Origin of the sequence: Streptomyces canus (genome assembly GCF_001514145.1) — a bacterium.
Lineage (GTDB): Bacteria > Actinomycetota > Actinomycetes > Streptomycetales > Streptomycetaceae > Streptomyces > Streptomyces canus.
Genome location: NZ_KQ948666.1, coordinates 230088 through 256814, shown reverse-complemented (window position 1 = coordinate 256814; position 26727 = coordinate 230088). Strand labels below are relative to the sequence as shown.

The window sequence follows — 26727 nt, the reverse complement described above, 5'->3', positions numbered from 1 at the left end:
TGCATCCCGGAGTACGCACCATGAGCATCTCGGTCGTCCTGTTCACCTGCGACCTGCGGCTGCACGACCACCCACCCCTCAGAGCCGCCCTGGACGGCACCGAACAGGTCGTCCCGCTGTTCGTGCGGGACCAGGCCGTGGACGCCGCCGGATTCGCCGCCCCCAACCGGCTGGCGTTCCTGGCCGACTGTCTGCGCGACCTCGACGCCGGTCTGCGCGAGCGGGGCGGCCGGCTGGTCGTGCGCCACGGCAGCCTCGTCGACGAGGTGTGCAAGGTCGCCGCCGAGGCGGACGCCGACGAGGTGCACATGGCGTCCGACGTCAGCGCCCACGCCCACCGGCGGGAGGAGCGGCTGCGCCGGGCCCTGGAGGCGGAGGGCGTACGGCTGCACGTCCACGACACGGTGACCACGGCCGTCGCTCCCGGCGCGGTGGTCCCGGCCTCCTCGGACCACTTCGCCGTCTTCACGCCCTACTTCCGGCGCTGGTCCCAGGAGCGGCTGCGGGACCCGCTCGCGGCCCCACGGACGGTGCGGGTCCCGGACGGCGTCGGGTCCGAGCTCCTGCCGTCCCGTGCCGACCTGTCCGGACTCTCGGAAGGACTCGCCGCCGGCGGTGAGACGGAAGGCCGCGAGCGGCTCACCACCTGGCTGCGGGCGGGCGTGACCGCGTACGAGGACCGCCACGACGACCTGGCCGGCGACGCGACCTCCCGGCTCTCCCCGCACCTTCACTTCGGCACCCTCTCCCCCGTCGAACTCGTCCACCGGGCGCGCCGGGCAGGCGGTCCGGGCGCCGAGGCCTTCGTACGGCAGCTCGCCTGGCGCGACTTCAACCGGCAGGTGCTCGCGGCCCGCCCTGCCGCGGCCGGCGCCGACTACCGCACCCGGCACGACCGTTGGCGCTCCGAGCGGGCCGCCGCCGGGGACATCGAGGCGTGGAAGGAGGGCCGCACCGGCTACCCGATCGTCGACGCGGCGATGCGCCAGCTGCGCCACGAGGGCTGGATGCACAACCGTGGCCGCCTGCTGACGGCGAGTTTCCTGACCAAGACGCTGTACGTGGACTGGCGCGTCGGTGCCCGGCACTTCCTGGATCTGCTGGTCGACGGCGACCTCGCCAACAACCAGCTCAACTGGCAGTGGATGGCGGGGACCGGCACCGACACCCGGCCCAACCGCGTCCTCAACCCCGTCGCCCAGGCCAAGCGGTACGACCCCGACGGCACTTACGTCCGCCGCTGGGTGCCCGAGCTGGCCGCGCTGCGGGCGCCCGTGGTGCACGAGCCGTGGAAGCTGCGGGGCCTGGACCGCGCCGCGCTCGACTATCCGGATCCGATCGTGGAGCTGCCCGAGGGGCTCGCCCGCTTCAAGCGGGCCCGGGGCCGTGACTGAGGTCGGCTGGGAAGCGGGAGGCGGGCCGCCACCTCTACACATAAAGGAAAAATAAGAGCAGAATGTATGCAGGCGGCGCTAACCGCACACCGCACCAGACGCGGTCAGGCCAGTAAGTCAAAGGAGACGAGTCATGGCCAACGTCTCGCACACCAGGGGTGACATCACCAGCCACCCCGACGCTCCAGAAATGCGGGAACGCTACGCCCGCATGCTCGGCGGTCGTGATGTGGCGCTCGTGGACGGACCGGTGTTCCTGCTCGGTCTGTACTGCGCCGTGTCCCCCTGGATACTCCACTACACGACGAGCCAGCCCGCCCTCGTGACCCACAACCTCATCGTGGGCATAGCGATCGGTCTGCTGGCCCTCGGATTCACCCAGACCCCTGAGCGCATGTACGGCCTCAGCTGGGCCTTCTGCGCGGTCGGCATCTGGATGATCATCGCCCCGTGGGTCGTCGGCGACAGCCCCGACGCCGGTGTGGCGCTGAACAACATCATCATCGGCGCCCTCGCGGTGATCCTGGGGCTGATGTGCACCGTCACGGCGGCCAAGAGCGCCCCCAAGCCGTAAGCATCCTCGACCCGGGAAACGGGAGGGCCTGTCCACGCCCGGTGGACAGGCCCTCCCTCCGCGTGTCGTCACCCCAGGAGGGAGCCCAGCTCGCGCCGGTGACCGGCGACCCACTCCCAGGCGGCCCGTACCTCGTCCACGGCCCCCTGTTCCCGCAGCCCGACCAAGGCCGGCTCGCCTCGCAGCGCCCCGGCCTCGATACCTCGCCGGCACCGGTCCTGCCACCACAGCACCGTGTCCAGCAGCCGGTCCCGCCCGTCGAGGCCGTAGGCGTCGCAGACCAGCCGGATCCGGCGAGCGGCCTCCGCCACGTCGGTGACGGCCGGCCCCAGGTCGAGATACTGCCAGCACACGTGGGCGACGTCATGGATCCGGTCGCCCGGAGCGGCCAGGTCCCAGTCGATGAAGGCCGAAGGGCGCCATACGCCGTCCGCCACCGCGTAGACGGTGTTCTTCGGCGCGAGGTCGTTGTGGCACACGACGTCCCGATCGCCGGCGAGCGGCGTTCCGTGGGTCAGATCATGGAAGGCCCGGACGAGTCGGGCGATCTCCACGAGTGCCTCGTCGTCACGGGCGGCGACGCGCTCGGTCGAGGTCAGGGCGGCCCTCCCCTCGAGGTAGCCGAACGTCTCCCGGCCGTGTTCGTCGATGCCGATGAACCGGGGCGCGCCCCGCCAGTGTGCGGTCTCGAACAGTGCGAGCAACTCCCGCACGAACGCCGACCGTTGCGACGGTGTGCGTCGCACGGTCTCTCCGATCCGGACGACCTCGTTGACCGCGCCGCCGCCGAGCACCGACTCCTCCATCCGACCGCCTCCCGGGGCAGGATCGACCCATGGACACGAACAGGACCTTCACCCTCGTCCCGCCCGCACGTCTCGAAGGCTACGGCGTCCGGCTGCGCGAGTGGGCGGACGCCGACCTCGCCGACCTGGTCACGCTCTACGACGACCCGGAGATGGCCCGCTGGACGCCGGTGGCCTCGCCGTTCGACCTGGACGCGGCGCACGCCTATCTCGCCGCTGCGCGGGAGGGGCAGGCCGAGGGACGGAAGATCCAGTTGGCCGTCACCACGGACGGGCTCCTTCCCCGCGGGGAGGTGCTGCTGTTCCGCAGCGGTTCGGACGAGCGTGACCTGGAGCTCGCCTATGGCATCGGGCCCGCCCACCGGGGCCGGGGGGTCGCCGGGCGGGCGGTGCGCCTCGCGGCCGAGTACGCGGTCCGGGAGATCAGACCCCGTCGAGTGGTGCTGTGCATCGACGCCGCCAACGCGGCGAGTGAGGCGGTCGCCCGGTCCTGCGCGTTCGAGCTCACGGACGAGCCGCCGGTCAGGAGGGTGTCGCGGGGCCGGGAGGTCGACCTGCGCACGTGGCGTCTGTCTGCCTGAAACTCCGTGGTCCTGCGGGGACTTGGCGTGCCACTCTCGCCGTATGGATCACGCGGAGGTACTGCTCCTCGGAGGACGCGCCGGAGTCGGCAAGACGACCGTGGGCTGGGAGGTCTCGGCGCGGTTGCGGGCCGCTCGGGTCGCCCATGCGGTGATCGACGGGGACTTCATGGGGCAGGTGCATCCGGCACCCGAGGGCGATCCGCACCGGGCCGCCATCGGTGCACGCAACCTGATCGCCGTGTGGGGGAACTACGCCGAACTCGGCTACCGGCGTCTCGTCTACACCAACACCGTGAGCGTGCTGGAGGAGTCGACGGGCGTGTTCCGGCGGGCGATGGGCGACGGCGTCCGGATCGTACGGGTCCTGCTCACCGCGAGCGACGAGACCACCGAGCGGCGGCTGGCCGGGCGGGAGCTCGGCTCCGAGCTGGAGCAGGAGCTGCGGGGCAGTGCCCGCAAGGCGCGGATGCTGGACGAGCGGGCGCCCGCCGGCACGCTGCGCGTGATGACCGACGGGCGCACGGTGATCGACATCGCGGCCGAGGTGACGGCCGCGACCGGCTGGGTCCCGGAGGGGGTCAGCTGACGTTCAGTGCCGTGTCGTCGATGACGAATGACGTCTGGAGGGTGGAGCCCTCCGTGCCGGTGAACTTGAGGGTGACGGATTGTCCGGCGTAGCCCGCCAGGCTGAAGCTGCGTTGGGTGTAGCCGGAGGCCGCGTTGAGGTTCGAGTACGTGGCCAGGGTGCTCAGTACCGTGCCCGAGCTGTTCAGGACCTGCACCTTGAGGGTGTCGTAGGCGGTGCTGGTGGTGGTCTCGGCGGTGTCGACGTGCAGGTAGAAGCTGAGCGCGGCCGTGGTGCACGCGGCCGGGACGGTCACCGACTGGGACAGGGTGTCGGTGTGCGCGGAGCCGTAGCCGGCGAGCCAGGCGTAGTAGGAGCCGGTGCGGGCGGACTCGTCGGTGGAGTTGGTGATCACGCCGCTGGTGGTACTCCAGGTGCTGCTGCCCGACTCGAAGCCGTTGTTGCCGAGGAGCTGGGCGGACGTGCAGGTGGAACCGCCGCCGCCGTCGTCACCGCCGCCGCTGCTGCTTCCGCCGGCCAGCCATTCCGTGGCGTTCAGGGCGAGGGCGGCGTTGGTGGCGCCGGTGTCGTTCCAGCCGTCGTAGAGGGTGTTGCCGGACTGGCCGGTGCCGTCGTCGATCGGTGAGCTGTCGCCCCAGAAGGCGACGCGGCCGCTGCCGAAGGTGCTGGTCGCGAAGAAGGCCCCGGTGTTGCCGGAGTAACCGGTGCGGTAGAGCAGGCCCTTGACGGCGGAGTTGTCGGCGGGCTTGAGGGTGGCCGTGGTGCCGCTGGCGATGAGGCTCTTGGTGACGGTGCCGAAGGAGCCGTGCAGGACGGGGTTGCTGCTGTCGCTGATGGCGCTCGGGTAGTCCGAGCTGATGCTCAGCGAGTCGATGGAGAAGCCGAACGGGTCGGTCGAGTCGACGCTGTTGTTGGTCATCAGGTCGTTGAGGATCTCGACCGCGTCCTCGCCGTCGTTGTTGCGGTCGGCGCCGGTGTGGTCGGAGATCATGAAGAGGCCGCCGCCGTTCTTCACGAAGGTCATGATCGCGGTCTTCTCGGCGGTGGTGAAGAGCGTGTTGGGCTCGGGCAGGACCAGGGTGTCGAAGTTGGAGAGGTCGGTGGCCGAGGAGCCGCCGTAAGTGAGGGCGCTGGTCGAGGTCTTGAGGCTGTAGTCGCCGGTCTTCTGGAGAGCGACGCCCCAGGAGGAGAGAGCGCCGGTCCAGTCGGCCTCCGCGGAGGGCGAGGAGTCCTGGCCCAGGGGGTCGGGCTGACTGGTGGAGACGATCCAGTCCGCGTTGCCGGCCGTCTCGGCGTGGGCGTTGTCGAAGAGGATCCGGTGCGGGGTGGCAGCGGCGGCGGGGGTGGCGGTGATCTGCACGGCCACACCTGCGGCGACGAGGCTGAATCCGGCGAGGACCGCGCCGAGTCTGTGGCGGGGAACGGTAAGTCCGAGCATCCGGCATACCTCCGTGAGGAGTTGGGGAGTGTGATGCGGGGAGGGGAACTACGCGCATAGATACACGATCAATTTGAACGGTACATGACACCAAGAAGGCTGAACAGAATCGTCCGGTCCTCCCGACCAGGATTGACCGGGTATTGACCGACGGTTGGGACGGAGCCGGACTGACGCCGCTCCCAGGGGGCATCCGGACTACATCGGGGCTCATCGGAAAAAGGGGCGGAGATGGAAGTCGACGGCATCATCAGTGCCATCGTGATCGGCATAGTCATCGGTGTCCTGGGCCGGCTCGTGGTTCCGGGCCGTCAGCGCATCGGAATTCTGTGGACCATTCTGGTCGGCATCGTGGCCGCGCTGATCGGCTCGGCGATCGCCGGGGCCTTCGACGTGGCCGACACCAAGGGCGTCGACTGGGTCGAGTGGCTCATCCAGATCGGCCTCGCCGCGCTCGGCGTGGCGGCGCTGGACCGGTCGAAGGCGCGCCGCTGACGGTCTGACGGGACCAGGCACCAGGCACCACACCAGCACGCGCGAGAACGCGGCGCGCCGGAGTCTCCGGCGCGCCGCCGCGCGTGGGGTGCCCCGACGGCAAATCCCGTTGCGTCCGCCGGAGTACGGCGGCAGGCTTCAAGCGCCCCCGCCCCTCCCTCGTACCGGAGACTCGCTTGCGCTTTCACATCACCCCGCTCGCGGACCCCGAACCCGCCGCCTCCAGCCGCCGTCTGGCCTGGCTGGCCTCCAGGGACGACGGGGTCCCGCTCGGGTCCGCCTTCCTGCGACTGTTCACGAAGGAGGGGCAGGAGCACCTCGCCGAACTGCAACTCGCGGTGCACGGCGCCGAGCGGCGGGAGGGCGTCGGAAGCCGGCTGCTCAAGGCCGCGGTGGGCGCCGCGAAGGCGGAGGGGCGGCGGTCGGTGATCGCGCAGGCCGTACAGGGCTCCCCCGCCGATCTGTTCCTGGCCGCGCGGGGATTCCGGCAGGTTCTGGCGCTCACATACGCCCGGCTCCCGCTGGCCGACGTCGACCGTGCCGCGATCGACGCACTCGTCGAACTGCCGCACCCCGGTTACCGGTTGACCGAGTGGGAGGGCACCGTCCCGGACGCGCTGGCGCCGTCCTTCGCCGACTCGCGACGGGCGATGGACGACATGCCGATGGAGGGCACGGACTTCGGCAGGGTCGTCTGGGACGTGGAGCGCGTGGTCGCGGCCGCGGAGGCGATCGCACGACGCGGAGAGCTGCTGCACACCGTCGCCGCCGTGGACGCGACGGACGGCAGCGTGGTCGGCTTCTCCGAACTGGTCGTGCCGGGCGACGGGGCGGGGGACGGCCAGCACTACGGCACCGCCGTGCTCCCCGGGCACCGCGGGAAGGGCCTCGCCCGCTGGATGAAGGCCGCGGCCGTCCGCCACGCCCTCGAACGGCACCCGAGACTGTCCGGCTTGTGCACCGACACCGCGGAGAGCAACAAGCCGATGCTCGCCGTCAACGACTCACTCGGATACCTGCCGACGCACAAGTCCGTGGAGTACCAGCTCGATCTGTGATCACCGGGCCGTCGCGGCCCGCAGTGCGGCCAGACCGTCGCGGCTGGAGGGGTATGCGGGCGTCCAGCCCAGTTCCCGCTCGGCTTTCTCCGCCGACACCCTCAGGTTCGCCGAGAACATCGTGTGCGCGTAGCTCATCGGCCGCGTGAGCCACAGCGGTACGGTCATCGGCTTCGGCAGTCCGAACTCCTCGGCGACGCACAGCAGATGGGTGCGGAAGCCCATCGGTGTGCGGTCCGCGACGTTGTACGCCTGCCCCGGGCGTCCGTGGGCGACCGCTGCGGCCACCGCGCGGGCCGCGTCGGTGAGTTCGACCCACGGCAGGACCCGGCCGTGGTCGGCGGGGGCGGGCAGTTGCCGCTTGCGCAGCAGGGTCAGGATGTTGTCGGTGCCGCCGGGGCCGTAGAAGAGCCCGAAGCGCAGTGCCATGCCCTCCAATCCGGCCGCCTCGAAGGTGAGTTGTTCCTTCGTGCGCATCCCGGCGAGGTGCCGTTCCAGTTCCGGGTCGGTGCCGCGCGGCCCGAACTCGTCGTCCTCCGTGACCGGTCGGTCGCCGAAGTCGCCGTACCCGTATCCGAAGACCATCGACTCGGTGACGAAGCGGCGGGCGCCGGTGGCGCGGGCGGCCTCGACGAGGTGCGCGGTGCCCTCGATGCGCAGCGCGTCGGTGGCGTACATGTCACGGTGGCGCATGGGCGGCTTGCGCAGGGCCGTCGCCGCGTGGACGACGGTGTCGAAGTGCTGTCCGTCCACGGCCCGAAGCAGGGCGTCGCGGTCCATGAGGTCGGCCCGGACGCCGTTGCCCTCGCTCCGGCCGAGTCCGGTGACCTTGTGGCCCGCGTCGGTCAGGGCCTTGGCGATGTGGCGGCCGAGGACGCCGGTCGCGCCGGCGAGGAGGATGCTCTGGTTCTGGTTCGTCGTCATACCGGTGCGACGGATCGGGCGGGCCCTGATGTGACATCGCGGCCGCCGGGCTTCAAAGCTGTCCCTGCCACCGGGCCCTACAGCTGCCCCGGCCGTCGGGCGCTACGGCTGGTACACGTGCGGCTGCGTGATCGTCAGCGGCTCGAACCCGAGGCGTTCCAGGATCGGCCGGCTCGTGGCCAGCGCGTCGACCTGGAGGTAGCGGTATCCGCGCTCCACGGCGGCGCGGGCCCGGTGCGCGACCAGGGCGCGGTAGATCCCGCGGCCGCGCCAGCCCTCGACGGTGCCGCCGCCCCACAGGCCGGCGAAGCGGGTGCCGGGCACGAGCTCCATGCGGGCCGCGCTGACCGGCACGTCTCCGGCGAGAGCGACGACGGCGACCACGGTGTCGGGGTCGTCCTGGACCTGGGCGAGCAGTTGGTGCCGCAGCCGGGAGCTGTCGGTGCCGAAGGCCTTCTCGTGCACATCCGCCACGAGGTCGACGCCCGTCCGGTCGGTGACCGGTAGGAAACGGATCCCCTCGGGGGGTTCGACGTCCAGGGTGAGGTCGGCGACCTCGGCGATCATCAGCGTCTCCTCGGGCTCGGCGGTGAATCCGGCCGCCCTGAGCCGCTGTCCGAGGTCGAACGGCAGGTCGTGGCCGTACAGCTTCCACTCGAACTCGCGGCCGAGTCCGGTGTAGTACGCGATCTGCTCGGCGATCGCCTTGTCGGCGCTCGACTCGTCCAGGTCGGACCAGACGACGCCGTTCCAGCCGTGCTCGGCGGCGACCTGGCGGACCACCCCGCCGACCCGCTCGACACGGGCACCGGGACCGTCCGGCTGGGCGCCTTCGCGCATGTCCCGGTCGAAGAGGGCGAGTACCGCAACATGATCCATGGGCCCACTTCATCACCCGGACGCCTTTGCGGCAATGGCGATTACTGCCGCCCGGCCTCCGCGCGCACCGCCGCCAGGTAGGCGCTGAGCCGGTCGCGGTTGCGGGCCAGACAGTCGATCCGGGCCTGGATGCGATCGACATGGGCCTCCAGGAGGGCCGCGGTCCCAGGTGTCAGATGCTGGGGCGGCAGCAGGATCTCCTCCGGCCCCGAGAGGTACGGCAGGATCGTGCGGATCATCTCCGTGGTCAGGCCCGAGTCCAGCAGCCCGCGGATCTGCTGGACGTCCCGGACCGCCGCCTCTCCGTAGGTGCGGTAGCCGTTGTCGGTGCGCTCGGGGTGCAGCAGGCCCTGCTCCTCGTAGTAGCGCAGCAGCCGGGTGGGGACGCCGGTGCGGCGGGACAGTTCACCGATCCTCATCACGTACTCCCGGGTCGCCCTTGCCTTCACACTGATGTGAAGGTCCGAGCATGGTCGCATGTCCACCACCTGCCCGGCCAAGGGCACAGCACCGCCCGCGTCCGCCCCGCTTCCGTGGTCCGGGCTCCTCGCCCTGTCGACGGCCGCCTTCACCGCTGTGCTGACCGAGCTGCTGCCCGCGGGTCTGCTGCCCCGCATGGCCCCGGCTCTGGGCGTCTCCGAGGCCCGGATCGGCTTCCTCGTCACCGGGTACGCGCTCGCGTCCTTCGCCTGCGCGATCCCGCTCACGGCCCTGCTGCGCGGGCTGCCGCGCCGGCCGGTGCTCGTCGGGGCGCTGCTCGGCTTCGCGGTGAGCAACGCGGTGGTGGCGGTGTCCTCGTCGTATGCCCTCACCTTCGGGGCACGGCTGGTCGCCGGGGGCATGGGAGGGACGCTCTGGGCGATGCTCGCCGGGTACGCGGCACGGATGGTGCCGGCCGAGCGGCGCGGCCGGGCGATCGCGATCGTCCTCGCCGGGATCACCCTCGCCCTGGCCCTGGGCGTCCCGGCCGGGACCGCGCTGACCGGGACGGTGGGCTGGCGCACGGCGTTCGGGCTGCTGTCCGTGCTCGCGGTGCTGCTGGTGGGCTGGGTGCGGTGGCGGGTGCCCGGATTCCCGGGTGAGACGCCGCACGCGCGCGTGCCGCTCGCCCGGGTCGCGGCGCTGCCGGGCATCCCGGCCGTCCTGTCCGTCACGCTGTTCCTGCTGGTGGGACACCAGGTGATGTACACGTACGTCGCCCCGTTCGCGGCGCATGCCGGTTTCGGCCGTACGGGACTGGTGCTGCTGGTGTTCGGGGCGGCGACGGTGGCGGGGATCTGGATCACCGGGGTGCTGGTGGACCGGCATCTGCGGCCGACGCTCGTGGGCGCGCTGGCGCTGTGCGCGGCCGTGATGCTCGCGCTGGGGCTCGCCGCCGGGGTCCCCGGTGTGCTGCTGGTCTCCGTCGCCCTGTGGGGCGTCGCCTTCGGGGGTGCGCCGACGCTGATCCAGACGGCGCTGATCGACGCGTCGGGTCCGGAACGGGCGGACGTCGCGACGTCGCTGCAGACGACGGTGTACAACGCCGGGATCGCGGTGGGTTCGCTGACCGGGGGTCTCGCACTGGACGGCTGGGGCGCCGGGGCGCTGCCGTGGACCGCGTTGCCGTTGGTCGCGGTGGCCCTCGGGGTGGTCACCGTGGCCCGAAAGGCGTTTCCGGTGACGCGGCGATGACCTTAGGCTCGTGGCGAGGAGGGCCGTGTTCCATGGTCGTGACGGACAGAGAGTCGTGAAGGACGCCGAGTCGTGAAGGACACCGAACTGCCGTATCTGCGCCGCTGCGTCGAGCTGGCCGCCGAGGCGCTGGAGGCCGGGGACGAACCGTTCGGCTCGGTCCTGGTGAGCGCCGACGGGGAGATCCTCGCCGAGGACCACAACCGCGTGGCCTCGGGCGACCGCACCCGGCATCCCGAGTTCGAGCTGGCCCGCTGGGCGGCGGCGCACATGACGCCCGAGGAGCGGGCGGCGGCCACCGTGTACACCTCCGGCGAGCACTGTCCGATGTGCGCGGCAGCGCACGCCTGGGTGGGCCTCGGACGCATCGTGTACGTCGCCTCGTCCGAGCAACTGACCCAGTGGCTCACCGAGTTGGGCGTCCCGGCACCACCGGTACGGCCCCTGCCGGTCAACGAGGTCGCCCCCGGCGTGGTCGTGGAGGGGCCGGTGCCCGAGTTGACGGAGCGTGTGCGGCAGTTGCACAGCCAGTTCCACAAGGGCTGACACACGCTCTCCCGGATGCAGCCCCGCGCCCCGGTGCCTACGACCGAGAAGGATGCGAACAGACCGGGCATGAGCACCACACAGCCGACACCGGCGGCGAGCGGGACACCGCCCGGCGCGCGAGCGGGGGTGAGCCGGTCGCCGTACCGCGCAGGGCAGCGGGCGAGCGCGGCACCGCGCGGCGGGCGGGACAGGGCCGGCGAACGCCGGCTCAGGCGCATCGAGCGGGCACAGAGCAGGGCACATTCCGTGATCGCGCTCCCCCGGAGGCGTCCCGTCGAAGGGCCGCTTATCGTGATCGAGGGCGCCGATGGGCGTCCTTGGAGGCATGGATGCTCGCCAAGGTGACGAGGCGGCGATGCGCTCTCTCCGGAGCCGTGGGGCTGGCCCTGCTCGGCGCCGGACTACCGTCCGTGGTCACGGACGGCTCCGGACCGGACCTGTCGCGCTTCTACCGCCAGAAGATCAAGTGGTCGAAGTGCGTGGGCATGGAGGCCCCGAAGGACCTGCAGTGCGGAAAGATCACTGTGCCCTTCGACTACGCGAAGCCCCGCGCGGGCACCCTCGAACTGGCACTCGCCCGCTACCGGGCCACGACCAAGCACAAGCGTGGCTCGGTGTTGCTGAACTTCGGCGGCCCGGGCGGCGCGGGCGTGCCCGCACTCGCGGCCGGCGGCGACGACTTCATGGCCCTCACGGACGAGTACGACGTGGTGTCCTTCGATCCGCGCGGCGTGGGCAGGTCCTCCCCGGTCAGCTGTGGCAACGGCACCGACGAGGCGCTCAATGCCACCGACGACGACACCGCCTTCAACCGGGATCCGCAGGCCGTGCTCGGGACGTTGCGGAAGGCCGCCGACCAGTGCGGCAAGCACTCCGGGCCCGTGCTCCCGCACATCGGCACGGTGAACGTCTCCCGCGACCTGGACATCATGCGCCAGGCTCTCGGCGACAAGAAGCTCAACTACCTCGGCTTCTCGTACGGCAGCCGGCTCGGCGCGGTGTACGCGGCCCAGTTCCCCCAGAAGGTGGGCCGGCTGGTGCTGGACGGTGTGGACACCCTCACCGAGCCACTGGCCGAACAGGGAGTGGCGGGCGCCGCCGGACAGCAGAGGGCGCTGGAGGACTTCGTCGACTGGTGTGTGAAGGACATCGCCTGCCCGTTCGGCACCGACGCGCGCGGCGCCCGGGAACAGGTCCTGCAACTCGTGGCGTCGCTGGACGAGGACCCGGTGCCGACGGACTTCGGCCCCGACTTCACCGGGCAGGACCTGGTGGGCGCCATCGGCCAGGCCCTGTACAGCAAGGATCTGTGGCCCTCGCTGGAGCGGGCGCTCGCCGAGCTGGTGGAGCAGGGCGACACCACGGGCGTCCTCGGCTTCGCGGGCGGCGGCTCCGATGTCCTCACCCGCGCACACGCCCCCTCCGGCGACCCGACGCACAGCACCCTCGCCGACGTGGAGGAGATACCGCTCGACAATCTTCCGGCGGCGCTGATGGCGGTCAACTGCGCGGACGATCCCGACCGCCCCGGCGCCGACCGGATCACCAAGAACCTGGCCCGGCTGCGTGCCGCCTACGAGCAGGCGTCGCCGGTCTTCGGCCGCTACCGGCTCACCGAGTACCTGATCTGCTACGGCCGCCCGAAGGGCACCGACTTCATCCGTGAGAACGTCCGCGACGTCCGCACCCCGAAAATGCTCCTCGTCGGCACCCGCGGCGACCCCGCGACGCCGTACCGCTGGACCGTGGAGACCGCGAAGCGCCTCGGCGACTCGGCCGTGGTCCTCGACAACAAGGGCGAGGGCCACACCGGTTACGGCTCCTCCGAGTGCGTGCGCCGCAAGGTCGACGACTTCCTGCTGTACGGCAGTCTCCCGCCCGACGGCAGTTCCTGCGGGCCCGAACGCGACGACTGAGATCCACTCCGTCTACGATCCCGGTATGAGTGAACGGAGCGACACGGCCGAGGAGTTGAAGACCGCCCGACTGTGGCTGCGGCGCCCGGAGGAAGCCGACATCGACGTGATCCTCGACGTCCACGGCGACCCCGAGACCTGCGTGCACAACCCCTCCGACGCACTCACCCGGCACGAGGAGGCCGAACAGCTCTACCGGCGCTGGGACAAGCAGTGGGAACAGCACGGTTACGGCTACTGGGTCGTCGGACGCCACGGCCGCGCCCGGCAGCTCGGCTTCTGCGGGATCAAGCCCATGGAACTGCACGGGGAGCGGGTGCTGAACCTCTTCTACCGTTTCGCCACGTCGGCCTGGGGCCAGGGCTTCGCCGGTGAAGCCGCCACCGCGGTCACCACCTGGGCAGCGGCGCACGTGCCGGACATCCCGCTGATCGCCCGCGTGCGTCCGGCGAACGTCGCCTCACAGCGCGTGGCCCAACGCGCCGGACTCAGCCGGGCCCCGCATCTCGACACCGAGGGCTACGACGGCTTCGACTGGATCTACGTGGCGCGACCCGAGCGCTGGGCCCCCTAGGACTCCCAGTGGGCGAGCCGGTGCATGGCCGTCGCCGTCCCGGTGAAACCGTCGTCGCCGAGCGCCTCGCGCAGTTCTGTGTTGAAGCGGTCGATCTCGGGCTGGGCGGCCCGCAGGGCATCAGTTCCGGCGTCGGTCAACTCCAGTACGACAGCTCGGTGTTCACGCGGGTGCTGCCTCTTCGCGAGGAGACCCGCCGCCGTCAGCCGGCCGACCAGCCCGGTCACGGCCGACTCGCGCAGTCCGAGCGTACACGCCAGCTGCTGCTGGGTGATGCCCGCCTCGTCGTGCACCGCGAACAGGGCGCCGAGCTGGGCCGTGGTAACCCCCGCTGCGGCCAGGCAGCGCCGGTCCGCAGTGGTCCGCAAACGGTGCGCTGCCCGCTGGAGCAGGAAGTAGAGACGCTGGTCGTCGGGCTCGGGCATGCGCCGATGTTGACAGACGGGCGGGGTTCACGCCAGTCTCACTTCACCAGTGAAGTGAGACCCGCGACGGAGGTCGGCAGATGACCCGGACCCTGGACCTGGAGCTCGCCCGGAAGGTCCTGGCGGCACAGCCGTTCAGCACGTTGGTCGGCGCCCGTCTGACCGCCTTCGAGGAGGGCGGGGCGACTCTGGAGTTCGACATCCGCGGCGATCTGCTCCAGCAGCACGGCACCGTGCACGGCGGAGTACTCGGCTACGCGGCGGACAACGCGCTCTCCTTCGCGGCGGGCTCGGTGGCCGGCTCCGCGGTGACCACCGCCGGCTTCTCCATCGACTTCCTGCGTCCGGCCCGCGGTGAACTGCTGCGCGCCCGCGCCCGGGTCGTACGGGCCGGTCGCACCCGGGTGGTGTGCCGCTGCGACCTGAGCACCGTGGACGCCGACGGCGCCGAGACCCTGTGTGCGGTGGCCCAGGGCTCGATCGCCGTACTCGAGCCGCTGAAGACCTGAGCGATCAGAACCCCTGAGTACCCGATCAAGTTGCCCCAAATGCCTGATCGGCCGATCGGTCCTATGGTGCTCTTATGGAGCACGCACTCAGCCCTGCGACCCTCTCCGAACTGCGCCGCCCGCGCGCCTACCCGGCGGTGTCCGTACTGACGCCGACCCACCGCCGTGAACCCGAGAACGCCCAGGATCCGGTCCGGCTGCGCAATGTGGTGGCCGAGGCCAAGAAACAGCTGGAGGCCGACCCGGCGGTCCCCCGGGAGCGGCGCGCCGACGTCGTCCGGCAACTCGACCTTGCCCTCGCCGAGATCGATCTGGCACACGCCGAGGACGGTCTGGTGATCTTCGCCGCTCCGGGCGAGCACCAGGTGTGGTCCCTGTCCCGTGCCGTACCGGAGCGCGTGGTGCTCTCGGACACCTTCCTGACCCGCAACCTCGTCTCCGCCCAGGCCTCGGAGCGTCCGTTCTGGGTCCTGTCGGTCTCGGCCGACCGCGCCACTCTGTGGAACGGCGGCGTCGACCGCGTCACCGAGCACCGCGCCGACGGCTTCCCGATGACCAGGACCCGCGAGAATTTCGACGCCGAGCGGCTGGAGCGGATCGGTGACATGCCGAGCACCTTCCGGGACGAGGACACGCGGCACTTCCTGCGGGACGCCGACACCGCGCTGGCCAAGCTCCTGCGCCAGGAGCCGCGGCCGCTGTACATCACCGGCGAGACCGCGGCGCTGTCCGCGCTGGATGACGTCGGCAGCGTCACCAAGGACGCGGTGCACGTCCCGCACGGCGGTCTCGCGCACGGAACTCCGGAAGCGGTCCGGCAAGCGGTCCGGCCACTGGTCGCCGCGGAGGCCCGCAAGAGCACCGACGCGGTGACCCTGGAGCTCGAAGCGGCGCGCGGACGGCGGGCGTTCGCGGCCGGTGTCGACGAGATCTGGCAGAGCGCCCGGGAGGGCCGGCTGCGCCTGCTGGCCGTCGAGGAGAACTACCGGGTGACGGTCCGCGACGACGGCGGCGATCATCTGATCCCGGCCGAGAGCGGCGACCTCGACGCCCGCGAGGACATCGTGGACGAGATCGTCGAGCAGTGCCTGGAGACCGGTGCCGACGTCCGCTTCGTACCGGACGGCACACTGGGCGGCTCCGACGGCATCGCGGGGGTCCTGCGGTACTGAGCGGAGGCCGACGCCGCCGTACGCCGCTCAGACACTCCCGAAGAGCGCGCTGAGCCCCTGTTCGACGGCCTGGCCGAGGTCCTCCTGTCCCGCGCCGACCACCGCATAGGTCCGCAGCAGGAAACTTCGCAGGGCGGGCGTGTCGAACTGGAGGAGGGCGAGGCCGTACGGCGAGTGGAACTCCACGACCGTCGCGCTCCGGCCGCACGGCCAGATGTGCACGTCCCCGCCGCCGGCCGGTCCGCGCAGCCCCTCCTCCAGCAGGGCCCGGGCGAAGGTCCAGGTCACCCCTTGTCCGTCCAGGGAGACCTCGGGCGGGAAGTCGACGCAGACGGCCAGCGGGTCGGTGGAGTCGTAGCGCAGGATGGCGGGGACGGGCAGTTCCTGGTTCTCCGCGATGATCAGCCGGGCGCGGGCAGGCTGCTCGAGTGTCGTGTCCATACGATTACGACCTCGCAAGTGCCCTTTGCATTACGCCTGAGCACGGGTGAATTAATGTGACCTGCGTCACATAGCAAGATTCCTCGACTTCACCACGAGGTCTTGCCAGACTCCTTAGAACACAGGACCGTCGAACACACACCTGAACACCGGATCGGCCACCCCACCGACCCATCAAGTCGCGTACAGCGCCTACGACTTGAGACATCAAAGAGCGTAGACAACACGCTCCGCCCGACCGCTCTGCAAAGACTGTGGCATATGCCAGAAGCACCACCGTATCGTGTGCCGCCAAATCCCTTACAGCGCGTCGCGCCCTGTGCAACAGTCGTAACGGTCCCTCCGTCCCGCCCAGGTCGAACCGTCCCCGCATCGGAGTGCGTCATGCCGTCCCACCTCTCCGCGGACCACCCCGCCGCCCAGCCGCCAGGACGCGGCTCGGTCGACGCGCTGATCTCGCAGACGCGGCGGCTCAAGGGCGACGTGGACGCCGTACGACGTGACGCGCCCAGTGACGGCTTGGACCCCCAGGAGCGCTGGCAGCGCGCGCTGTACGACCTCGCACTTCACCAACTCAGCGATCTCGACGAGCACTTGGCCCAGCTGCGGGACGGCCCGCCGCCCGTGCCGTCGATGCCCGGGGCTCAGTCCGCCGCGCGAACCGCGCCGCCCGCTCCCCGGCGCGGCTCGCTGCTCAGCCGGGTCGGCAGCGCGGAGTGGAACCTCCTTACGGACGAGGCGAGTTGGTCCGGGGAGCTGTACGAGATACTCGGCCGCGACCGCACCGCTCCCCCGCTCACCCTCGACGAACTCCCTTCCCTGGTGCTCGACGACGACCGGCCGAGGCTGACAGGCATGGTCACGGACTGTCTGGTCGACGCCAAGCGCATAGACGGCGAGTTCCGTGTCGTGCGCCCGGACGGCGAGGTACGCACCGTCCACATGATGGGCGAGCCCGTGCTCGCCGCCGACGGCAGCACCGCCTCGATGTGGGCCGTGCTGCGGGACGTCAGCGAACTGCGGCGCAGTGAAAGGGCGGTGGGCGAGACCCGTGACTCGTTACAACGCCAGAGGCAGCGCGCGCAGAGCGAGCACCGGCTCGCGGTCGAGCTGCAGGAGGCCGTGCTGCCGCCGTGGCGTGGCTCCCTGCGGCTCCCGCACCAGGGCACCGAGACCCTGGACCTGGCCGCCCACTATCTGGCGTCGTCTGCCAGCGCCCTGATCGGCGGCGACTGGTACGACGCACTCGAACTGACCGACGGCGAGACCCTGCTCAGCGTCGGCGACCTCACCGGGCACGGCGTCGCCGTGGCCTCCGGCATGGCGACCCTCCTCGGCGCCGTGCGCGGCATGGCGATGGCGGGCACCCAGCCCGGCCAACTGATGTCCCTGCTCAACCAGTTGCTCGACGCCACCGTGCAGCCGGCCCTCGGCAGCGCGGTCTGCTGCCGCTACCGTCCCGAGACCCGCACCCTGGTCTGGGCGCAGGCAGGGCACCCCGCCCCGCTGCTGTTCCGGAGCGGGACGGGGCGCAGGCTCAACTCACCCGACGGCGTCCTCCTCGGCGCGACCTCCGGAGCCGTCTACGCGCAGGCCGAGGAGAGCCTCGAACCGGGCGACCTGCTCCTGCTGCACACGGACGGACTGGTGCCCGGGCGCAGCAGTACGGCTGCCGTGGACCGGCTCCTCGACCTGGCCCCCCGTTTCGACGGGGCGCGCAGCGCGCAAGACTGTGTGCGCATGGTCATGGAGGAGTTCGGCGAGACCGAACGCGAGGCCGACGCCTGCGTGCTCATCGCCAGGGTGACTTCATAACAACCTCACGCCCGAGCGCTGTTGCCACCCCTTCCCTTCGGCTTCGGCAGCGCCAGCCTGATCTCCTCGCGCAGCTCGTTGATCTTCGGGTAGTTGGAGTACTCGGCGGTGAGCCGGTACATCTGGCGCAGCCGGTCCCAGGTGCGGTGGGAGGAGTTGGAGCCCATCGACACCAGCGCCAACCGCGCATAGCGGTCCGCCTGTTCGGGGTCGTCGGCGATGAAGCAGGCCGAGGCCATCGACAGGAAGTCGAAGATCTTCGACCGCTGCCGTCCGTCGACCCGCAGCGCGAGGGCCTTCTCCGCGTAGTGCTGGGCGTTCGCGGCCGCACCCGGCTCGTGCTCCGCCAGCGTGCGGTAGGCCAGGGCCTGCATGCCGTACAGGTCCTCCTCCTTGAAGGTCTGCATCCAGCTCGGCGGTGGCACGTCGCTCTTGTCGGAGACGAAGAGGTCCTCCGCCTGTCCGAGGGTGCGGCGCATCGCCTGGCCCTTGCCCATGGAAGCCTGTGCCCAGGCCTCGATGGTGTACAGCATCGCCCTGGTGCGGGGCAGCACCTGTTCGCCGGAACCGGACTGGGCGAGCTTCATCAGGTCGAGTGCGTCGTCGGGCCGGCCCAGGTGCACCATCTGGCGGGCCGCGCGGGAGAGCGCCTCGCCGGCCCGCGGCCGGTCACCGCCCTCTCTGGCGGCATGGGCGGCGATGACGAAGTATTTCTGGGCCGTCGGTTCGAGGCCTACGTCGTGGGACATCCAGCCCGCGAGGACGGCCAGGTTGGCGGCGACGCCCCACAGGCGCCGCTGGAGATGGTCGGGGTGCCGGTAGGCGAGCATGCCGCCCACCTCGTTGAGCTGGCCCACGACCGCCTTGCGTTGCAGCCCGCCGCCGCGGGCCGCGTCCCAGGCCCGGAACACTTCGACCGAGCGCTCCAGTTCCTCGATCTCCTGCGACCCGATGGGGGCGGCCTCGTAACGGTCGAACCCAGCGGGGTCGGCGTGCAGGGGGTCGTCGAACTGGGGGGCATCGGCGGTGAGGGCCGGATCGGTGTGCAGCCAGTCGTGCATGGCACTGCTGAGTACGGATCCCGCGGTGAGCGCGGCACCCGCGCCCACCAAGCCGCGTCGGTTGAGCATGAGGTCCATTCCCGTGAATTCGGTGAGGACCGCGGCGGTTCGGTCGGGCGCCCATGGCATGCCGTCGGGATGTTCCACGCTCCCGTCGCCCTGCCGTTTCCCCGTACGCCCGTGCCGGACCAGACCGAGGTCCTCAATGGTCACGACACGGCCGAGTCGCTCGGTGAACAGAGCCGCCAGCACCCGCGGCACCGGATCGCGCGGGATCTCTCCCATGTCGATCCACCGCCGCACCCTCGAGGTGTCGGTCGACAGCTGGGGATGGCCCATGGCCGCCGCCTGCCGGTTGACCAGCCTCGCGAGTTCACCCTTGGACCAGCCGGCGAGGCCGAACAGATCCGAGAGTCGGGTGTTGGGTTCTCCGCTCACATCAAGCCCCCAGGTTCTCGGCTGAGTTGACAGTAGCCCCGTGTCAGTTGCTCCGGGACTATTCGCCAGGGTTCGCCAGGGTGCGCCAGATGGTGTGCCAGTGCGCATCTGCGGTGAGGTAGGAACGCGCCACCCCGACCCGGACCTCACAGGGGCATTCCCCAGGGTGCGCCCGGTGTTCCGGGTCGGGCAGCGCACTGCTTCTCCAGGCACAGCAGGCACACGAAGGGATCTGTCTCGCCCATGTACGCAGCATCGTCCTCTGTGTCCGCCCCGCCCCGGTCGCCGCATCTCCGTCAGGCGGGCAGCGGCCCCTACCTCGACCCCGCGCGGCCGACGGCCCCCGTACCGGGTACGGGCAGGACGCGGCGCGTTCCGGGGCTCGGCACCCAACCGCTCAGCGGGAGAATCGACTTGTCCGGCCCTCAGGGCGCCCAGCTGCGCACGGCGCTCGCGTCGGTGCACCGGATCTGCCCGGAATTCGCCCCGGTGCAGGTGCTGCGCCGCAGCGGACGCTCCGTGCTCCTGGTCGGTACGACGGGACGCAGCACGGCTGTCGCCAAGTGCTTACTCGACCACTCCCCTGTATGGGCCGAGCGGATCCGGCACGAAATAGCCGCATACCGTTCGTTCGTCCGGCACCGGCCCCCGGTGCGCGTCCCGCGGCTGATCGCGGCGGACCCGGACAACTGCACCCTGGTCATCGAGCGGATGCCCGGCCGGGTGGCGGCTCTGCACCGGCATCCGGCGGAGGCCCCGCCGCGCGCGGACATCAGGGCGGCCCTCGGCGCGGTGTGCCGGCTCAACGCCTGGCGCCCGCCCGCGGGCACCTTCGACGCCCCGCTCGACTACGCGGCCCGCATCTCCCGCTACCACGAGCTGGGGCTGCTGACCGACCGGGACATGGGCGACCTGCAGAAGCTGCTGCACGGCATCGCCCACTCGGCGGGCCGACAGGGCATGGGCCAGTTCTGCCACGGCGACGCGCTGCTCTCGAACATCCTGCTCTCACCGGCCGGTCCAGTGCTGGTGGACTGGGAGCACGCGGGCTGGTATCTGCCGGGCTACGACCTGGCGACGCTGTGGTCGGTCCTCGGCGACGCCCCGGTGGCCCGCCGTCAGATCAGCCAGATCGCCCAGTCGGCGGGCCCCGCCTCGCGGGACGCCTTCCTGGTGAACCTGATGCTCGTACTGACCCGTGAGATCCGTACCTACGAGACGGCCGTGCAGCGTTCGATGCACGACTCGACCCCGGCGGCACCGGGCATGGCCCAGCCGGGTGCTGCGCCGTCCGGCGAGGAACAGCGGCTGCTGCTGAGGCGGCTGCACGACGACTGCCAGCTGGCCCGTCGGGCCGTGCGCGCGGCGGTCGGCACTCGCTGACGGGGACGACGGTCCGCGGTGCGCCCTGCAGGACGTGGGCGCACCGCGGACCGTCGTATGTGCGGCTTCTCGCCAGGGGACATTGGTGTACGCCACTGACGCCCCGCAGGCCTGGATGCATCCGCCACGAAACTCCCGCACCCCTCATTGACATGGGAAATCGTCTGCCCCTGGGCATGATTGACGGATCGTCGGCAAGCCGGTACCACTGACGCACGCCCGGCCCCGCACGGCTCATCGCGCCCGACCGTCCCAGGAGGCTGCATTGCGAGGACCCACGACCGACCCCAACAGAGCCACCCGGAGGGTGGTCGGCACGCTGGCCGGCACCGCCCTGCTGCTGCCCCTGCTCGGCGCGGCCCCTTCGCAGGCCGAAGACTCCTCGGCCGGCCTCCAGCAGGCCTTCGTCTCGGCCGCCGCCGAGTACCACGTCCCACAGAGCGTCCTCCTGGGCGTCTCCTATCTCCAGTCCCGCTGGGACGACCACGCCGGAGCGCCGAGTGTGACCGGCGGCTACGGCCCGATGCACCTCACCGACGCCCGCACCGCACTCGCCTCGGAACCGCACCACAGCGAGGGCACGGAGGACGCCCGCGGCGACAGCGCCCGCCCGGCGCTGCTCCCCCGGACGAAGGCAGCGACGCCCACCGAGCTCCCGGCCCGGCTGGAGACCTTGCCGAAGGCGGCCGAGCTGAGCGGCCTGAGCGCCGGTGACCTGCGCACCGACCCCGCGGCGAACATCGCCGGGGGTGCCGCGTTGCTGGCCGCCGCCCAGAAGGACCTGGGCGAGCCGCTGAGCCAGGACCCGGCGGACTGGTACGGCGCGGTGGCCCGCTTCTCCGGCGCGGACGACAGCGCGACTGCGGCGGCGTACGCGAACGACGTTTTCGACGTGCTGCGCACCGGCGAGGAGCGCACCACGGACGCCGGCCAGCGGATCACCCTGGCCGGACGGCCGACGCTCGCCCCCGACACCGCGCAACTCGACCGGACGGGCCTGCGCACGCTCGGCAGCGGCAACACGGAGTGCCCGAAGACGGTGTCCTGCGAGTGGATCCCGGCACCTTACGAGGAGTTCGGGGACAACGACTACGGCAACCACGACCTGGGGAACCGGCCGGCCTCGCAGAGCATCAAGTACATCGTCATCCACGACACGGAGGGCACCTGGGATGGTGTCCTCAACCTGGTGCAGGACCCGACCTACGTGTCGTGGAACTACACCCTGCGCTCGACCGACGGTCACATCGCCCAGCATGTGAAGGCGAAGGACGTGGCCTGGCACGCGGGCAACTGGTACATCAACGCGAAGTCGATCGGTCTGGAGCACGAGGGCTTCCTGGCGAATCCGGACGCCTGGTACACGGAGGCGATGTACCGGTCCTCGGCGCGGCTGGTGAAATACCTCTCCGCGAAGTACGGCATCCCGCTGGACCGGCAGCACATCCTCGGCCACGACAACGTGCCCGGCCCGACGACCTCGACCGTCTCGGGCATGCACACGGATCCCGGCCCGTACTGGGACTGGCGGCACTACTTCGAGCTGCTGGGTCACCCGTTCAAGGCGACCTCCACCAAGCGGGGCGGCCTGGTGACCATCCGGCCCGACTACGCGACCAACCAGCCGCAGTACACGGGCTGCGTCGCCAAGGGCGAGCCCTGCGCGTCCCACGGTTCGAGCGAGGTACGGCTCTACTCGGCCCCCGACGAGAACTCCGCTCTCGTCACGGACATCGGCATGGGCGGCAGGGCTCCGACGACCGACGTGAACGACCTCTCGTCGCGGGTGTCCACCGGCCAGCAGTACGCGGTCGCGGACCGGGACGGCGACTGGACGGCGATCTGGTACCTGGGCCAGAAGGCCTGGTTCAAGAACCCCAGGAGCGAGCCGACCGCGGTGAGTGCCTCCGGTCTCGTCGTGACCCCCAAGGAGGGCCTCGACAGCGTCCCGGTGTACGGCCGCGCCTACCCCGAGGCCTCCGCCTATCCGACGGGCGTCCCCGCCCAGGCGGTGTCGCCGCTGCCGTACAAGGTGCTCAAGGGCCAGACGTACGTGGTCGGTGACAAGGTGCCCGGCGAGTACTACTACGCGGTCACCTTCACGACGGACTCGCACAAGGTCGTGGTGGGCCAGGACCTGTACTACGAGATCCAGTACGGCCACCGGGTGGAGTTCGTGCGAGCGGCCGACGTCGATGTGAAGCCCTCAGGCCGGCGCCGGTAGGACATGTTCGGCAGGTGGCGGCTCCCCTCCTCTGGGGTGGGGCCGCCACCTGCCGTTCACCTGCGGCGGGCGGTCTCGGCCTGTTCCGGTCTCGCCCAACAGCCGTGCGGTCGGGGTGTGTTCGACGGCCAGGCCGCCGAGAGCGGCGGGCCGTACGACCGCCGTGCCGACGGGCGGCTCCGGAAGGCCGCGGGCCGGGGACCTGGCCTTCCGGGGTCCACGGCGTGCTGTCGGCGAGGGGCGTGGCCAAACGGTCAGCCCTGCTGGAAGAGCTCCGCCGGCAAGGGCTTGAGGAGGGCGTACAGGTCGTCCGTGATCGGTCGGTCCCAGGCGGCGATGGTCACCAGGACGTTGTCGCTGCGGTCGAACTGGACGCAGGAGATACGGCTCTCGGAGAGCTTGAGGCGGCGCACGATCAGGAGGTTGTCGCCCTGCATCACCGGCATCTCCTCGGTGTCGGTGACGGTCACCTCCTCGTCGTTCTCCAGCGCGATCAGCAGCTGCGCCACCTCGAAGGGGACCTGGCCGTCGGGGACCTCGCGGGCCGGGGAGCCCTCGGGGAGGTTGCCGATGATCATCGCGGGGCCGCGGCCGCCGAAGAGGTCGTAGCGCAGGAAGACGCCCTGGCAACTGCCGTCGGGGGCGGGCAGGAGCCCCGCGCCGAGGTTGCCGGGCCAGTCGCCCGGGTCCATGGCCAGGACATCGAAGTCTGGACCGGCGGGGGTGGCACTACGGCGGCGGAGAAACGACATGCGCCAATGGTAATGGGCAGTCACGTGGTCGTGCGGGTGCAGGTGTGCGGGGGCCGGTCGCGCGGTTGCCCGCACTCCTACAGGGGACCACTCACCGTTCGCAGGCCGGTACTGTCCGTTCCCAGCTTGCGACAGACGGCAGACAGCAACCGTGTCGCCGTCTGCTCATCGGCGTTCAGCTCCTTCGCGATCTCCTCCTCGGTGTGCCCCTGCGCCGCCAGGTTCGCCACCGTACGTTCGCGTGCCGTCAGCGTGTCCGTCTCCGTGCTGTGCAGGCGGCGGGGACGCAGGCCCGCGGCGGTCAGCTCGTCGCGGGCGGTCTCGATCAGACCGTCGGCGCCGCACTGGACGGCTGTGTCGAGGCCTCGGTAGAGGTTTTCGGCCGCCTCGCGCGCGCGACCCGTGCGACGGAGTTCCGTGCCCAGCGCCACCAGCGCGCAGGCGAGCTCGTACGCGGCCGGGGAACGTTCCAGGTGGGCGACCGACTCCTCCAGGAGCTTGACTCGGGCCGAGCCCGGTGAGACCTCGGCAGCCAGCCGGAGTGCCTGGCCCACCGCCGACGGGGCCCCGAACTGGCGGGCTCGCGCTACTGCTTCGAGGGCCGTCGTGACCGCCTGCTCCGGGGCGTCGTGGCTCTCGGCGCGGGCCAGGTGGAGCTGCCAGGGGCACCACGCGGGGTTGCGCATGCCGCGCGGTTCCAGGCGGCGGCCGGCGGCGGCCAGCTCGGCGGCCGCGTCCTTCGTGAGGCCGCGCGCCAGCAGCAGCTCGCCGTACACGGTCTGGGCGTCGGGGAAGACCACCACGGCGGGGAAGGGGGAGCCGAAGGAGTAGTCCTCGGCGGTCTGCGCGGCCTCGTGGACCCGGCCACGGGCGAGCAGGACCTCGATGAGGATGCCCACGGCGTACCACTGGGCCGGGGTGCCCGGCCCGACGCGCTCGGCGAGGCGCAGTCCGGCGCGGACGAAGTCCTCGGCCTCGGCCAGGCGGCCGCGGCGGAAACGGACGTAGGCGAGCAGGGTGTAGGCGAAGGAGAGGTGGGCGCCGCGCCAGCCCTGCCGTTCGAAGTCGGCGATCCCGGCGGCGAAGAGCTCCTCCGTGCGGCCCGGGCGGTCGGCGTAGGTGAAGGCGAGGGCGACCAGGACGGGCACCTCGAAGCCGCGGTCGGGATCGGCCCAGCCCAGTCCGCCCGCGAGGGCGCGCTCGGCGTGGCGAAGGGCGATGTGTGCGGGTTCGCCGCGCAGGACGGCGTCCCAGGTGCGCAGGCCGATGATGTACCGCTCGGTGAGGTCGCGGCCGGTGAGACGGTCCGCGAGCCTCGCCATGCGGCGGGAGCGGGAGGGGTGGTCGGGTTCGTCGGCGCGGAAGGCGTCCCACATGAACTGTTCGGCGACCATGCGCAGCCTGACGCGGGCGTCGCCGGTGACCTTGATCTCCCGGGCGAGGGTGTCGGAGGCCTCGGCGAGGCGGTCGCTGTGGGCGAGGACCTGGGAGAGCCGGTAGACGATGCGGTGCCGCAGAGCGGAGTCGGCGATGGGCTCTTCGAGGGCGGCGCGCAGATGGTTGACCGTGGTGGCAGGTTCGGTGAGCAGGGAGGCGCTGCCCAGTTCGTACAGGACGGCGGCCCGGTCCTCGAAGGGCGGAGGTTCGCGCAGGGCGCGGGCGAGACAGCTGCGGGCGGTGTCGGGGGCGCCGGAGCGCAGGGTCTCGGCCGCGGCGGCGCGCAGTTGCTGGACGACCCAGGGGTCGCCGTCGGGATGCGTCTCCAGGAGATGGCGGGCGGCAGCGGCCGGGCCCCGTCCGTCGTCGACCACGCACCAGGCGGCCTGGCCGTGCAGGGCGACGCGGAATCCGGCCGGGATGGCCCGGTAGACGGCGGTGGCGATGAGCGGGTGGACGAACTCCAGGGATTCGCCCCCGGTGAGGATGCGGGCCCCGCGCAGGGCGTCGGCCGCGTCGGCGGCCTCCTCGTGGCCGAGTCCGGCGACGGCGGCGGCGAGCTGGGGATGGATCTCGGTGCCGAGGACCGCGCAGGCCCAGGCGAAGCGAACGGTCGAGGCGCCGAGGCGTTCGAGGCGGGCGACCAGGCCGCTGCCCTTCACCGCGGCTGCGAGATCACGCAGGAGGTGCGCCGCGTCCTCGGTGGGGGTGACGCCGCGGTCGTGCACCTTGGCGGTCAGCTCGACCGTCTCGAAGGGGTTGCCCGCGGTGACGGCCCAGCATTCCCGGCAGAACGCGTCGTCGGCGTGCGCACCGAGCGTCTCCCGCACGAGACGGGCGACGGCGACGGCGCTCAGCGGTTCCAGGTCGAGCGGGCGTCCGCCGGCCCGGCCGGGCAGTGCCCTCAACGACTCGGCGTGGTCGGGCAGTTCGTCGGGCCGGTAGGCGACGATGACCAGCAGCGGGAGTTCCTCGGCACGAGGTGCGAACGCGGCCAGCCAGCCCAGCGATTCGGGGTCGGCCCAGTGGGCGTCGTCGAGCACCAGCACCATCGGGGCGCGCAGGACGGCGAGATGGGTGAGCACCCAGTCGAGTCCGTCCCGCAGGCCCTGCGGGTCGGGCGGCGCCCCGTCGGTCGGGGCGCACAGGCCGAGTGCGGGGCCGACGATGTCGAACCAACTGCCCAGCTGGGCACGGAGATCGGCTTCGCCCGCACCGGCGAACTGCGGCTGCAGCAATTGCCGGGCGACATGGAAGGCGACCCGCTGCTCCTGGTCGCCGCCGCGGGCGGCCAGCACGGTGCAGCCCCGGGCGGCGGCACGCCGGCGGACCTCGGTGAGCAGGGTCGTCTTGCCGATGCCGGCCCGGCCGGCGACGGCGAGCACGGCTCCACGGGAGCGCCCGCGCGGTTCGGCACCGTCCGTACGCAACCCGGTGAGCTCACCCAACGCCTCGTCGACCGCGGCGAGTTCGCTCTCCCGCTCCAGGAGAGTCCTTCTGCTCCGCACACTGCGCTGCACCATGGCGCACCCCCCGTCACGACGGCACACCCGCGCGGGGAGCGAGCGCACACCGTGACCTACAGGCACCTCAGCGTACGCCTGCGGGGTGCCGGGCGG

25 protein-coding genes are annotated in these 26727 nt (G+C 71.4%); 15 read left to right on the top strand and 10 right to left on the bottom strand.

Annotation, left to right across the window (positions count from 1 at the left end; genetic code table 11):
* The first annotated feature begins 20 nt into the window (after positions 1–20).
* Both AQJ46_RS31850 and AQJ46_RS31845 read left to right on the top strand, forming a co-directional pair.
* Positions 21–1394, top strand: coding sequence for a cryptochrome/photolyase family protein (locus AQJ46_RS31850; protein WP_059208844.1), 1374 nt, complete (start codon positions 21–23; stop codon positions 1392–1394).
* 133 nt (positions 1395–1527) lie between these two features.
* Complete coding sequence (locus AQJ46_RS31845) at positions 1528–1968, top strand: SPW repeat protein (protein WP_057611475.1); 441 nt, start codon at positions 1528–1530, stop codon at positions 1966–1968.
* Between the two features lie 68 nt (positions 1969–2036).
* Here AQJ46_RS31845 and AQJ46_RS31840 read toward each other — a convergent pair whose 3' ends face one another.
* A complete protein-coding gene (locus tag AQJ46_RS31840) occupies positions 2037–2774 on the bottom strand; it encodes a phosphotransferase (protein WP_059208843.1) in 738 nt (245 codons plus the stop codon).
* A 29-nt stretch (positions 2775–2803) separates the two neighbouring features.
* Here AQJ46_RS31840 and AQJ46_RS31835 point away from each other — a divergent pair, with 29 nt between their 5' ends.
* Together AQJ46_RS31835 and AQJ46_RS31830 are read left to right on the top strand one after the other, a co-directional pair.
* On the top strand, positions 2804–3355 hold the full coding sequence (locus tag AQJ46_RS31835) for a GNAT family N-acetyltransferase (RefSeq protein ID WP_059208842.1): 552 nt from the start codon (positions 2804–2806) through the stop codon (positions 3353–3355).
* A gap of 43 nt (positions 3356–3398) precedes the next feature.
* Positions 3399–3944, top strand: coding sequence for an ATP-binding protein (locus AQJ46_RS31830; protein ID WP_059208841.1), 546 nt, complete (start codon positions 3399–3401; stop codon positions 3942–3944).
* Here AQJ46_RS31830 and AQJ46_RS31825 read toward each other — a convergent pair.
* Complete coding sequence (locus AQJ46_RS31825) at positions 3937–5382, bottom strand: M6 family metallopeptidase (RefSeq protein WP_059208840.1); 1446 nt, start codon at positions 5380–5382, stop codon at positions 3937–3939. The two genes, AQJ46_RS31830 and AQJ46_RS31825, sit on opposite strands and share 8 nt — an antisense overlap.
* A 231-nt stretch (positions 5383–5613) precedes the next feature.
* Here AQJ46_RS31825 and AQJ46_RS31820 point away from each other — a divergent pair, with 231 nt between their 5' ends.
* Entirely contained in the window at positions 5614–5877 is a 264-nt protein-coding gene (locus AQJ46_RS31820) for a GlsB/YeaQ/YmgE family stress response membrane protein (RefSeq protein WP_057611480.1), read from the top strand.
* A 176-nt stretch (positions 5878–6053) separates the two neighbouring features.
* Positions 6054–6935: a GNAT family N-acetyltransferase gene (locus AQJ46_RS31815; RefSeq protein ID WP_079072501.1), complete on the top strand. Its 882-nt coding sequence runs from the start codon at positions 6054–6056 to the stop codon at positions 6933–6935.
* Here the strand turns inward: AQJ46_RS31815 and AQJ46_RS31810 are convergent, their stop codons facing one another.
* The 3 genes from AQJ46_RS31810 to AQJ46_RS31800 all read right to left on the bottom strand — a co-directional run bounded on the left by AQJ46_RS31810 (position 6936) and on the right by AQJ46_RS31800 (position 9157).
* A complete protein-coding gene (locus AQJ46_RS31810; protein WP_059208838.1) occupies positions 6936–7859 on the bottom strand; it encodes an NAD-dependent epimerase/dehydratase family protein in 924 nt (307 codons plus the stop codon).
* 102 nt (positions 7860–7961) lie between these two features.
* Complete coding sequence (locus AQJ46_RS31805) at positions 7962–8738, bottom strand: GNAT family N-acetyltransferase (protein WP_059208837.1); 777 nt, start codon at positions 8736–8738, stop codon at positions 7962–7964.
* 41 nt (positions 8739–8779) lie between these two features.
* Positions 8780–9157 carry a MerR family transcriptional regulator gene (locus AQJ46_RS31800; RefSeq protein WP_059208836.1) on the bottom strand — a complete coding sequence of 126 codons (378 nt, stop codon included), beginning with the start codon at positions 9155–9157 and terminating at the stop codon, positions 8780–8782.
* A gap of 58 nt (positions 9158–9215) precedes the next feature.
* On the opposite strand from AQJ46_RS31800, the gene AQJ46_RS31795 reads away from it, so the two are divergent.
* From AQJ46_RS31795 to AQJ46_RS31780, 4 genes are all read left to right on the top strand, one after another.
* Complete coding sequence (locus tag AQJ46_RS31795; protein WP_059208835.1) at positions 9216–10412, top strand: MFS transporter; 1197 nt, start codon at positions 9216–9218, stop codon at positions 10410–10412.
* Between the two features lie 72 nt (positions 10413–10484).
* A complete protein-coding gene (locus AQJ46_RS31790; protein ID WP_059208834.1) occupies positions 10485–10958 on the top strand; it encodes a nucleoside deaminase in 474 nt (157 codons plus the stop codon).
* Positions 10959–11290: 332 nt separating this feature from the next.
* Positions 11291–12877 carry an alpha/beta hydrolase gene (locus AQJ46_RS31785; RefSeq protein WP_059208833.1) on the top strand — a complete coding sequence of 529 codons (1587 nt, stop codon included), beginning with the start codon at positions 11291–11293 and terminating at the stop codon, positions 12875–12877.
* Positions 12878–12902: 25 nt separating this feature from the next.
* On the top strand, positions 12903–13451 hold the full coding sequence (locus tag AQJ46_RS31780) for a GNAT family N-acetyltransferase (RefSeq protein ID WP_059208832.1): 549 nt from the start codon (positions 12903–12905) through the stop codon (positions 13449–13451).
* On the opposite strand, the gene AQJ46_RS31775 is transcribed toward AQJ46_RS31780, so the two are convergent.
* Complete coding sequence (locus tag AQJ46_RS31775) at positions 13448–13876, bottom strand: MarR family winged helix-turn-helix transcriptional regulator (RefSeq protein WP_059208831.1); 429 nt, start codon at positions 13874–13876, stop codon at positions 13448–13450. The genes AQJ46_RS31780 and AQJ46_RS31775 overlap by 4 nt on opposite strands.
* A gap of 80 nt (positions 13877–13956) precedes the next feature.
* On the opposite strand from AQJ46_RS31775, the gene AQJ46_RS31770 reads away from it, so the two are divergent.
* Together AQJ46_RS31770 and AQJ46_RS31765 are read left to right on the top strand one after the other, a co-directional pair.
* A complete protein-coding gene (locus tag AQJ46_RS31770) occupies positions 13957–14385 on the top strand; it encodes a PaaI family thioesterase (protein WP_059208830.1) in 429 nt (142 codons plus the stop codon).
* Positions 14386–14459: 74 nt separating this feature from the next.
* Positions 14460–15557 carry a baeRF3 domain-containing protein gene (locus tag AQJ46_RS31765; RefSeq protein WP_057611491.1) on the top strand — a complete coding sequence of 366 codons (1098 nt, stop codon included), beginning with the start codon at positions 14460–14462 and terminating at the stop codon, positions 15555–15557.
* Positions 15558–15584: 27 nt separating this feature from the next.
* Here the strand turns inward: AQJ46_RS31765 and AQJ46_RS31760 are convergent, their stop codons facing one another.
* A complete protein-coding gene (locus AQJ46_RS31760) occupies positions 15585–15998 on the bottom strand; it encodes an SsgA family sporulation/cell division regulator (RefSeq protein ID WP_059208829.1) in 414 nt (137 codons plus the stop codon).
* 384 nt (positions 15999–16382) lie between these two features.
* On the opposite strand from AQJ46_RS31760, the gene AQJ46_RS31755 reads away from it, so the two are divergent.
* Positions 16383–17813, top strand: a complete 1431-nt coding sequence (locus tag AQJ46_RS31755; RefSeq protein ID WP_059208828.1) for a PP2C family protein-serine/threonine phosphatase — start codon at positions 16383–16385, stop codon at positions 17811–17813.
* 5 nt (positions 17814–17818) lie between these two features.
* Here AQJ46_RS31755 and AQJ46_RS31750 read toward each other — a convergent pair whose 3' ends face one another.
* Entirely contained in the window at positions 17819–19312 is a 1494-nt protein-coding gene (locus tag AQJ46_RS31750) for a DNA-binding protein NsdB (RefSeq protein ID WP_059208827.1), read from the bottom strand.
* Positions 19313–19555: 243 nt separating this feature from the next.
* On the opposite strand from AQJ46_RS31750, the gene AQJ46_RS31745 reads away from it, so the two are divergent.
* A complete protein-coding gene (locus AQJ46_RS31745) occupies positions 19556–20695 on the top strand; it encodes an aminoglycoside phosphotransferase family protein (RefSeq protein ID WP_059208826.1) in 1140 nt (379 codons plus the stop codon).
* Between the two features lie 265 nt (positions 20696–20960).
* Positions 20961–22919 carry an N-acetylmuramoyl-L-alanine amidase gene (locus AQJ46_RS31740; RefSeq protein WP_059208825.1) on the top strand — a complete coding sequence of 653 codons (1959 nt, stop codon included), beginning with the start codon at positions 20961–20963 and terminating at the stop codon, positions 22917–22919.
* Positions 22920–23173: 254 nt separating this feature from the next.
* On the opposite strand, the gene AQJ46_RS31735 is transcribed toward AQJ46_RS31740, so the two are convergent.
* Entirely contained in the window at positions 23174–23671 is a 498-nt protein-coding gene (locus AQJ46_RS31735) for a hypothetical protein (RefSeq protein WP_057611497.1), read from the bottom strand.
* 77 nt (positions 23672–23748) lie between these two features.
* On the bottom strand, positions 23749–26631 hold the full coding sequence (locus AQJ46_RS31730; RefSeq protein ID WP_059208824.1) for an ATP-binding protein: 2883 nt from the start codon (positions 26629–26631) through the stop codon (positions 23749–23751).
* Positions 26632–26727: the final 96 nt, after the last annotated feature.

Bases quoted from the DNA above. Each gene is read 5' to 3' on its own strand.
- AQJ46_RS31850 (WP_059208844.1), top strand. From the start codon at position 21: ATGAGCATCTCGGTCGTCCTGTTCACCTGCGACCTGCGGCTGCACGAC.
- AQJ46_RS31845 (WP_057611475.1), top strand. From the start codon at position 1,528: ATGGCCAACGTCTCGCACACCAGGGGTGACATCACCAGCCACCCCGAC.
- AQJ46_RS31840 (WP_059208843.1), bottom strand. From the start codon at position 2,774: ATGGAGGAGTCGGTGCTCGGCGGCGGCGCGGTCAACGAGGTCGTCCGG.
- AQJ46_RS31835 (WP_059208842.1), top strand. From the start codon at position 2,804: ATGGACACGAACAGGACCTTCACCCTCGTCCCGCCCGCACGTCTCGAA.
- AQJ46_RS31830 (WP_059208841.1), top strand. From the start codon at position 3,399: ATGGATCACGCGGAGGTACTGCTCCTCGGAGGACGCGCCGGAGTCGGC.
- AQJ46_RS31825 (WP_059208840.1), bottom strand. From the start codon at position 5,382: ATGCTCGGACTTACCGTTCCCCGCCACAGACTCGGCGCGGTCCTCGCC.
- AQJ46_RS31820 (WP_057611480.1), top strand. From the start codon at position 5,614: ATGGAAGTCGACGGCATCATCAGTGCCATCGTGATCGGCATAGTCATC.
- AQJ46_RS31810 (WP_059208838.1), bottom strand. From the start codon at position 7,859: ATGACGACGAACCAGAACCAGAGCATCCTCCTCGCCGGCGCGACCGGC.
- AQJ46_RS31805 (WP_059208837.1), bottom strand. From the start codon at position 8,738: ATGGATCATGTTGCGGTACTCGCCCTCTTCGACCGGGACATGCGCGAA.
- AQJ46_RS31800 (WP_059208836.1), bottom strand. From the start codon at position 9,157: ATGAGGATCGGTGAACTGTCCCGCCGCACCGGCGTCCCCACCCGGCTG.
- AQJ46_RS31795 (WP_059208835.1), top strand. From the start codon at position 9,216: ATGTCCACCACCTGCCCGGCCAAGGGCACAGCACCGCCCGCGTCCGCC.
- AQJ46_RS31785 (WP_059208833.1), top strand. From the start codon at position 11,291: ATGCTCGCCAAGGTGACGAGGCGGCGATGCGCTCTCTCCGGAGCCGTG.
- AQJ46_RS31780 (WP_059208832.1), top strand. From the start codon at position 12,903: ATGAGTGAACGGAGCGACACGGCCGAGGAGTTGAAGACCGCCCGACTG.
- AQJ46_RS31775 (WP_059208831.1), bottom strand. From the start codon at position 13,876: ATGCCCGAGCCCGACGACCAGCGTCTCTACTTCCTGCTCCAGCGGGCA.
- AQJ46_RS31770 (WP_059208830.1), top strand. From the start codon at position 13,957: ATGACCCGGACCCTGGACCTGGAGCTCGCCCGGAAGGTCCTGGCGGCA.
- AQJ46_RS31765 (WP_057611491.1), top strand. From the start codon at position 14,460: ATGGAGCACGCACTCAGCCCTGCGACCCTCTCCGAACTGCGCCGCCCG.
- AQJ46_RS31760 (WP_059208829.1), bottom strand. From the start codon at position 15,998: ATGGACACGACACTCGAGCAGCCTGCCCGCGCCCGGCTGATCATCGCG.
- AQJ46_RS31755 (WP_059208828.1), top strand. From the start codon at position 16,383: ATGCCGTCCCACCTCTCCGCGGACCACCCCGCCGCCCAGCCGCCAGGA.
- AQJ46_RS31745 (WP_059208826.1), top strand. From the start codon at position 19,556: ATGTACGCAGCATCGTCCTCTGTGTCCGCCCCGCCCCGGTCGCCGCAT.
- AQJ46_RS31735 (WP_057611497.1), bottom strand. From the start codon at position 23,671: ATGTCGTTTCTCCGCCGCCGTAGTGCCACCCCCGCCGGTCCAGACTTC.
- AQJ46_RS31730 (WP_059208824.1), bottom strand. From the start codon at position 26,631: ATGGTGCAGCGCAGTGTGCGGAGCAGAAGGACTCTCCTGGAGCGGGAG.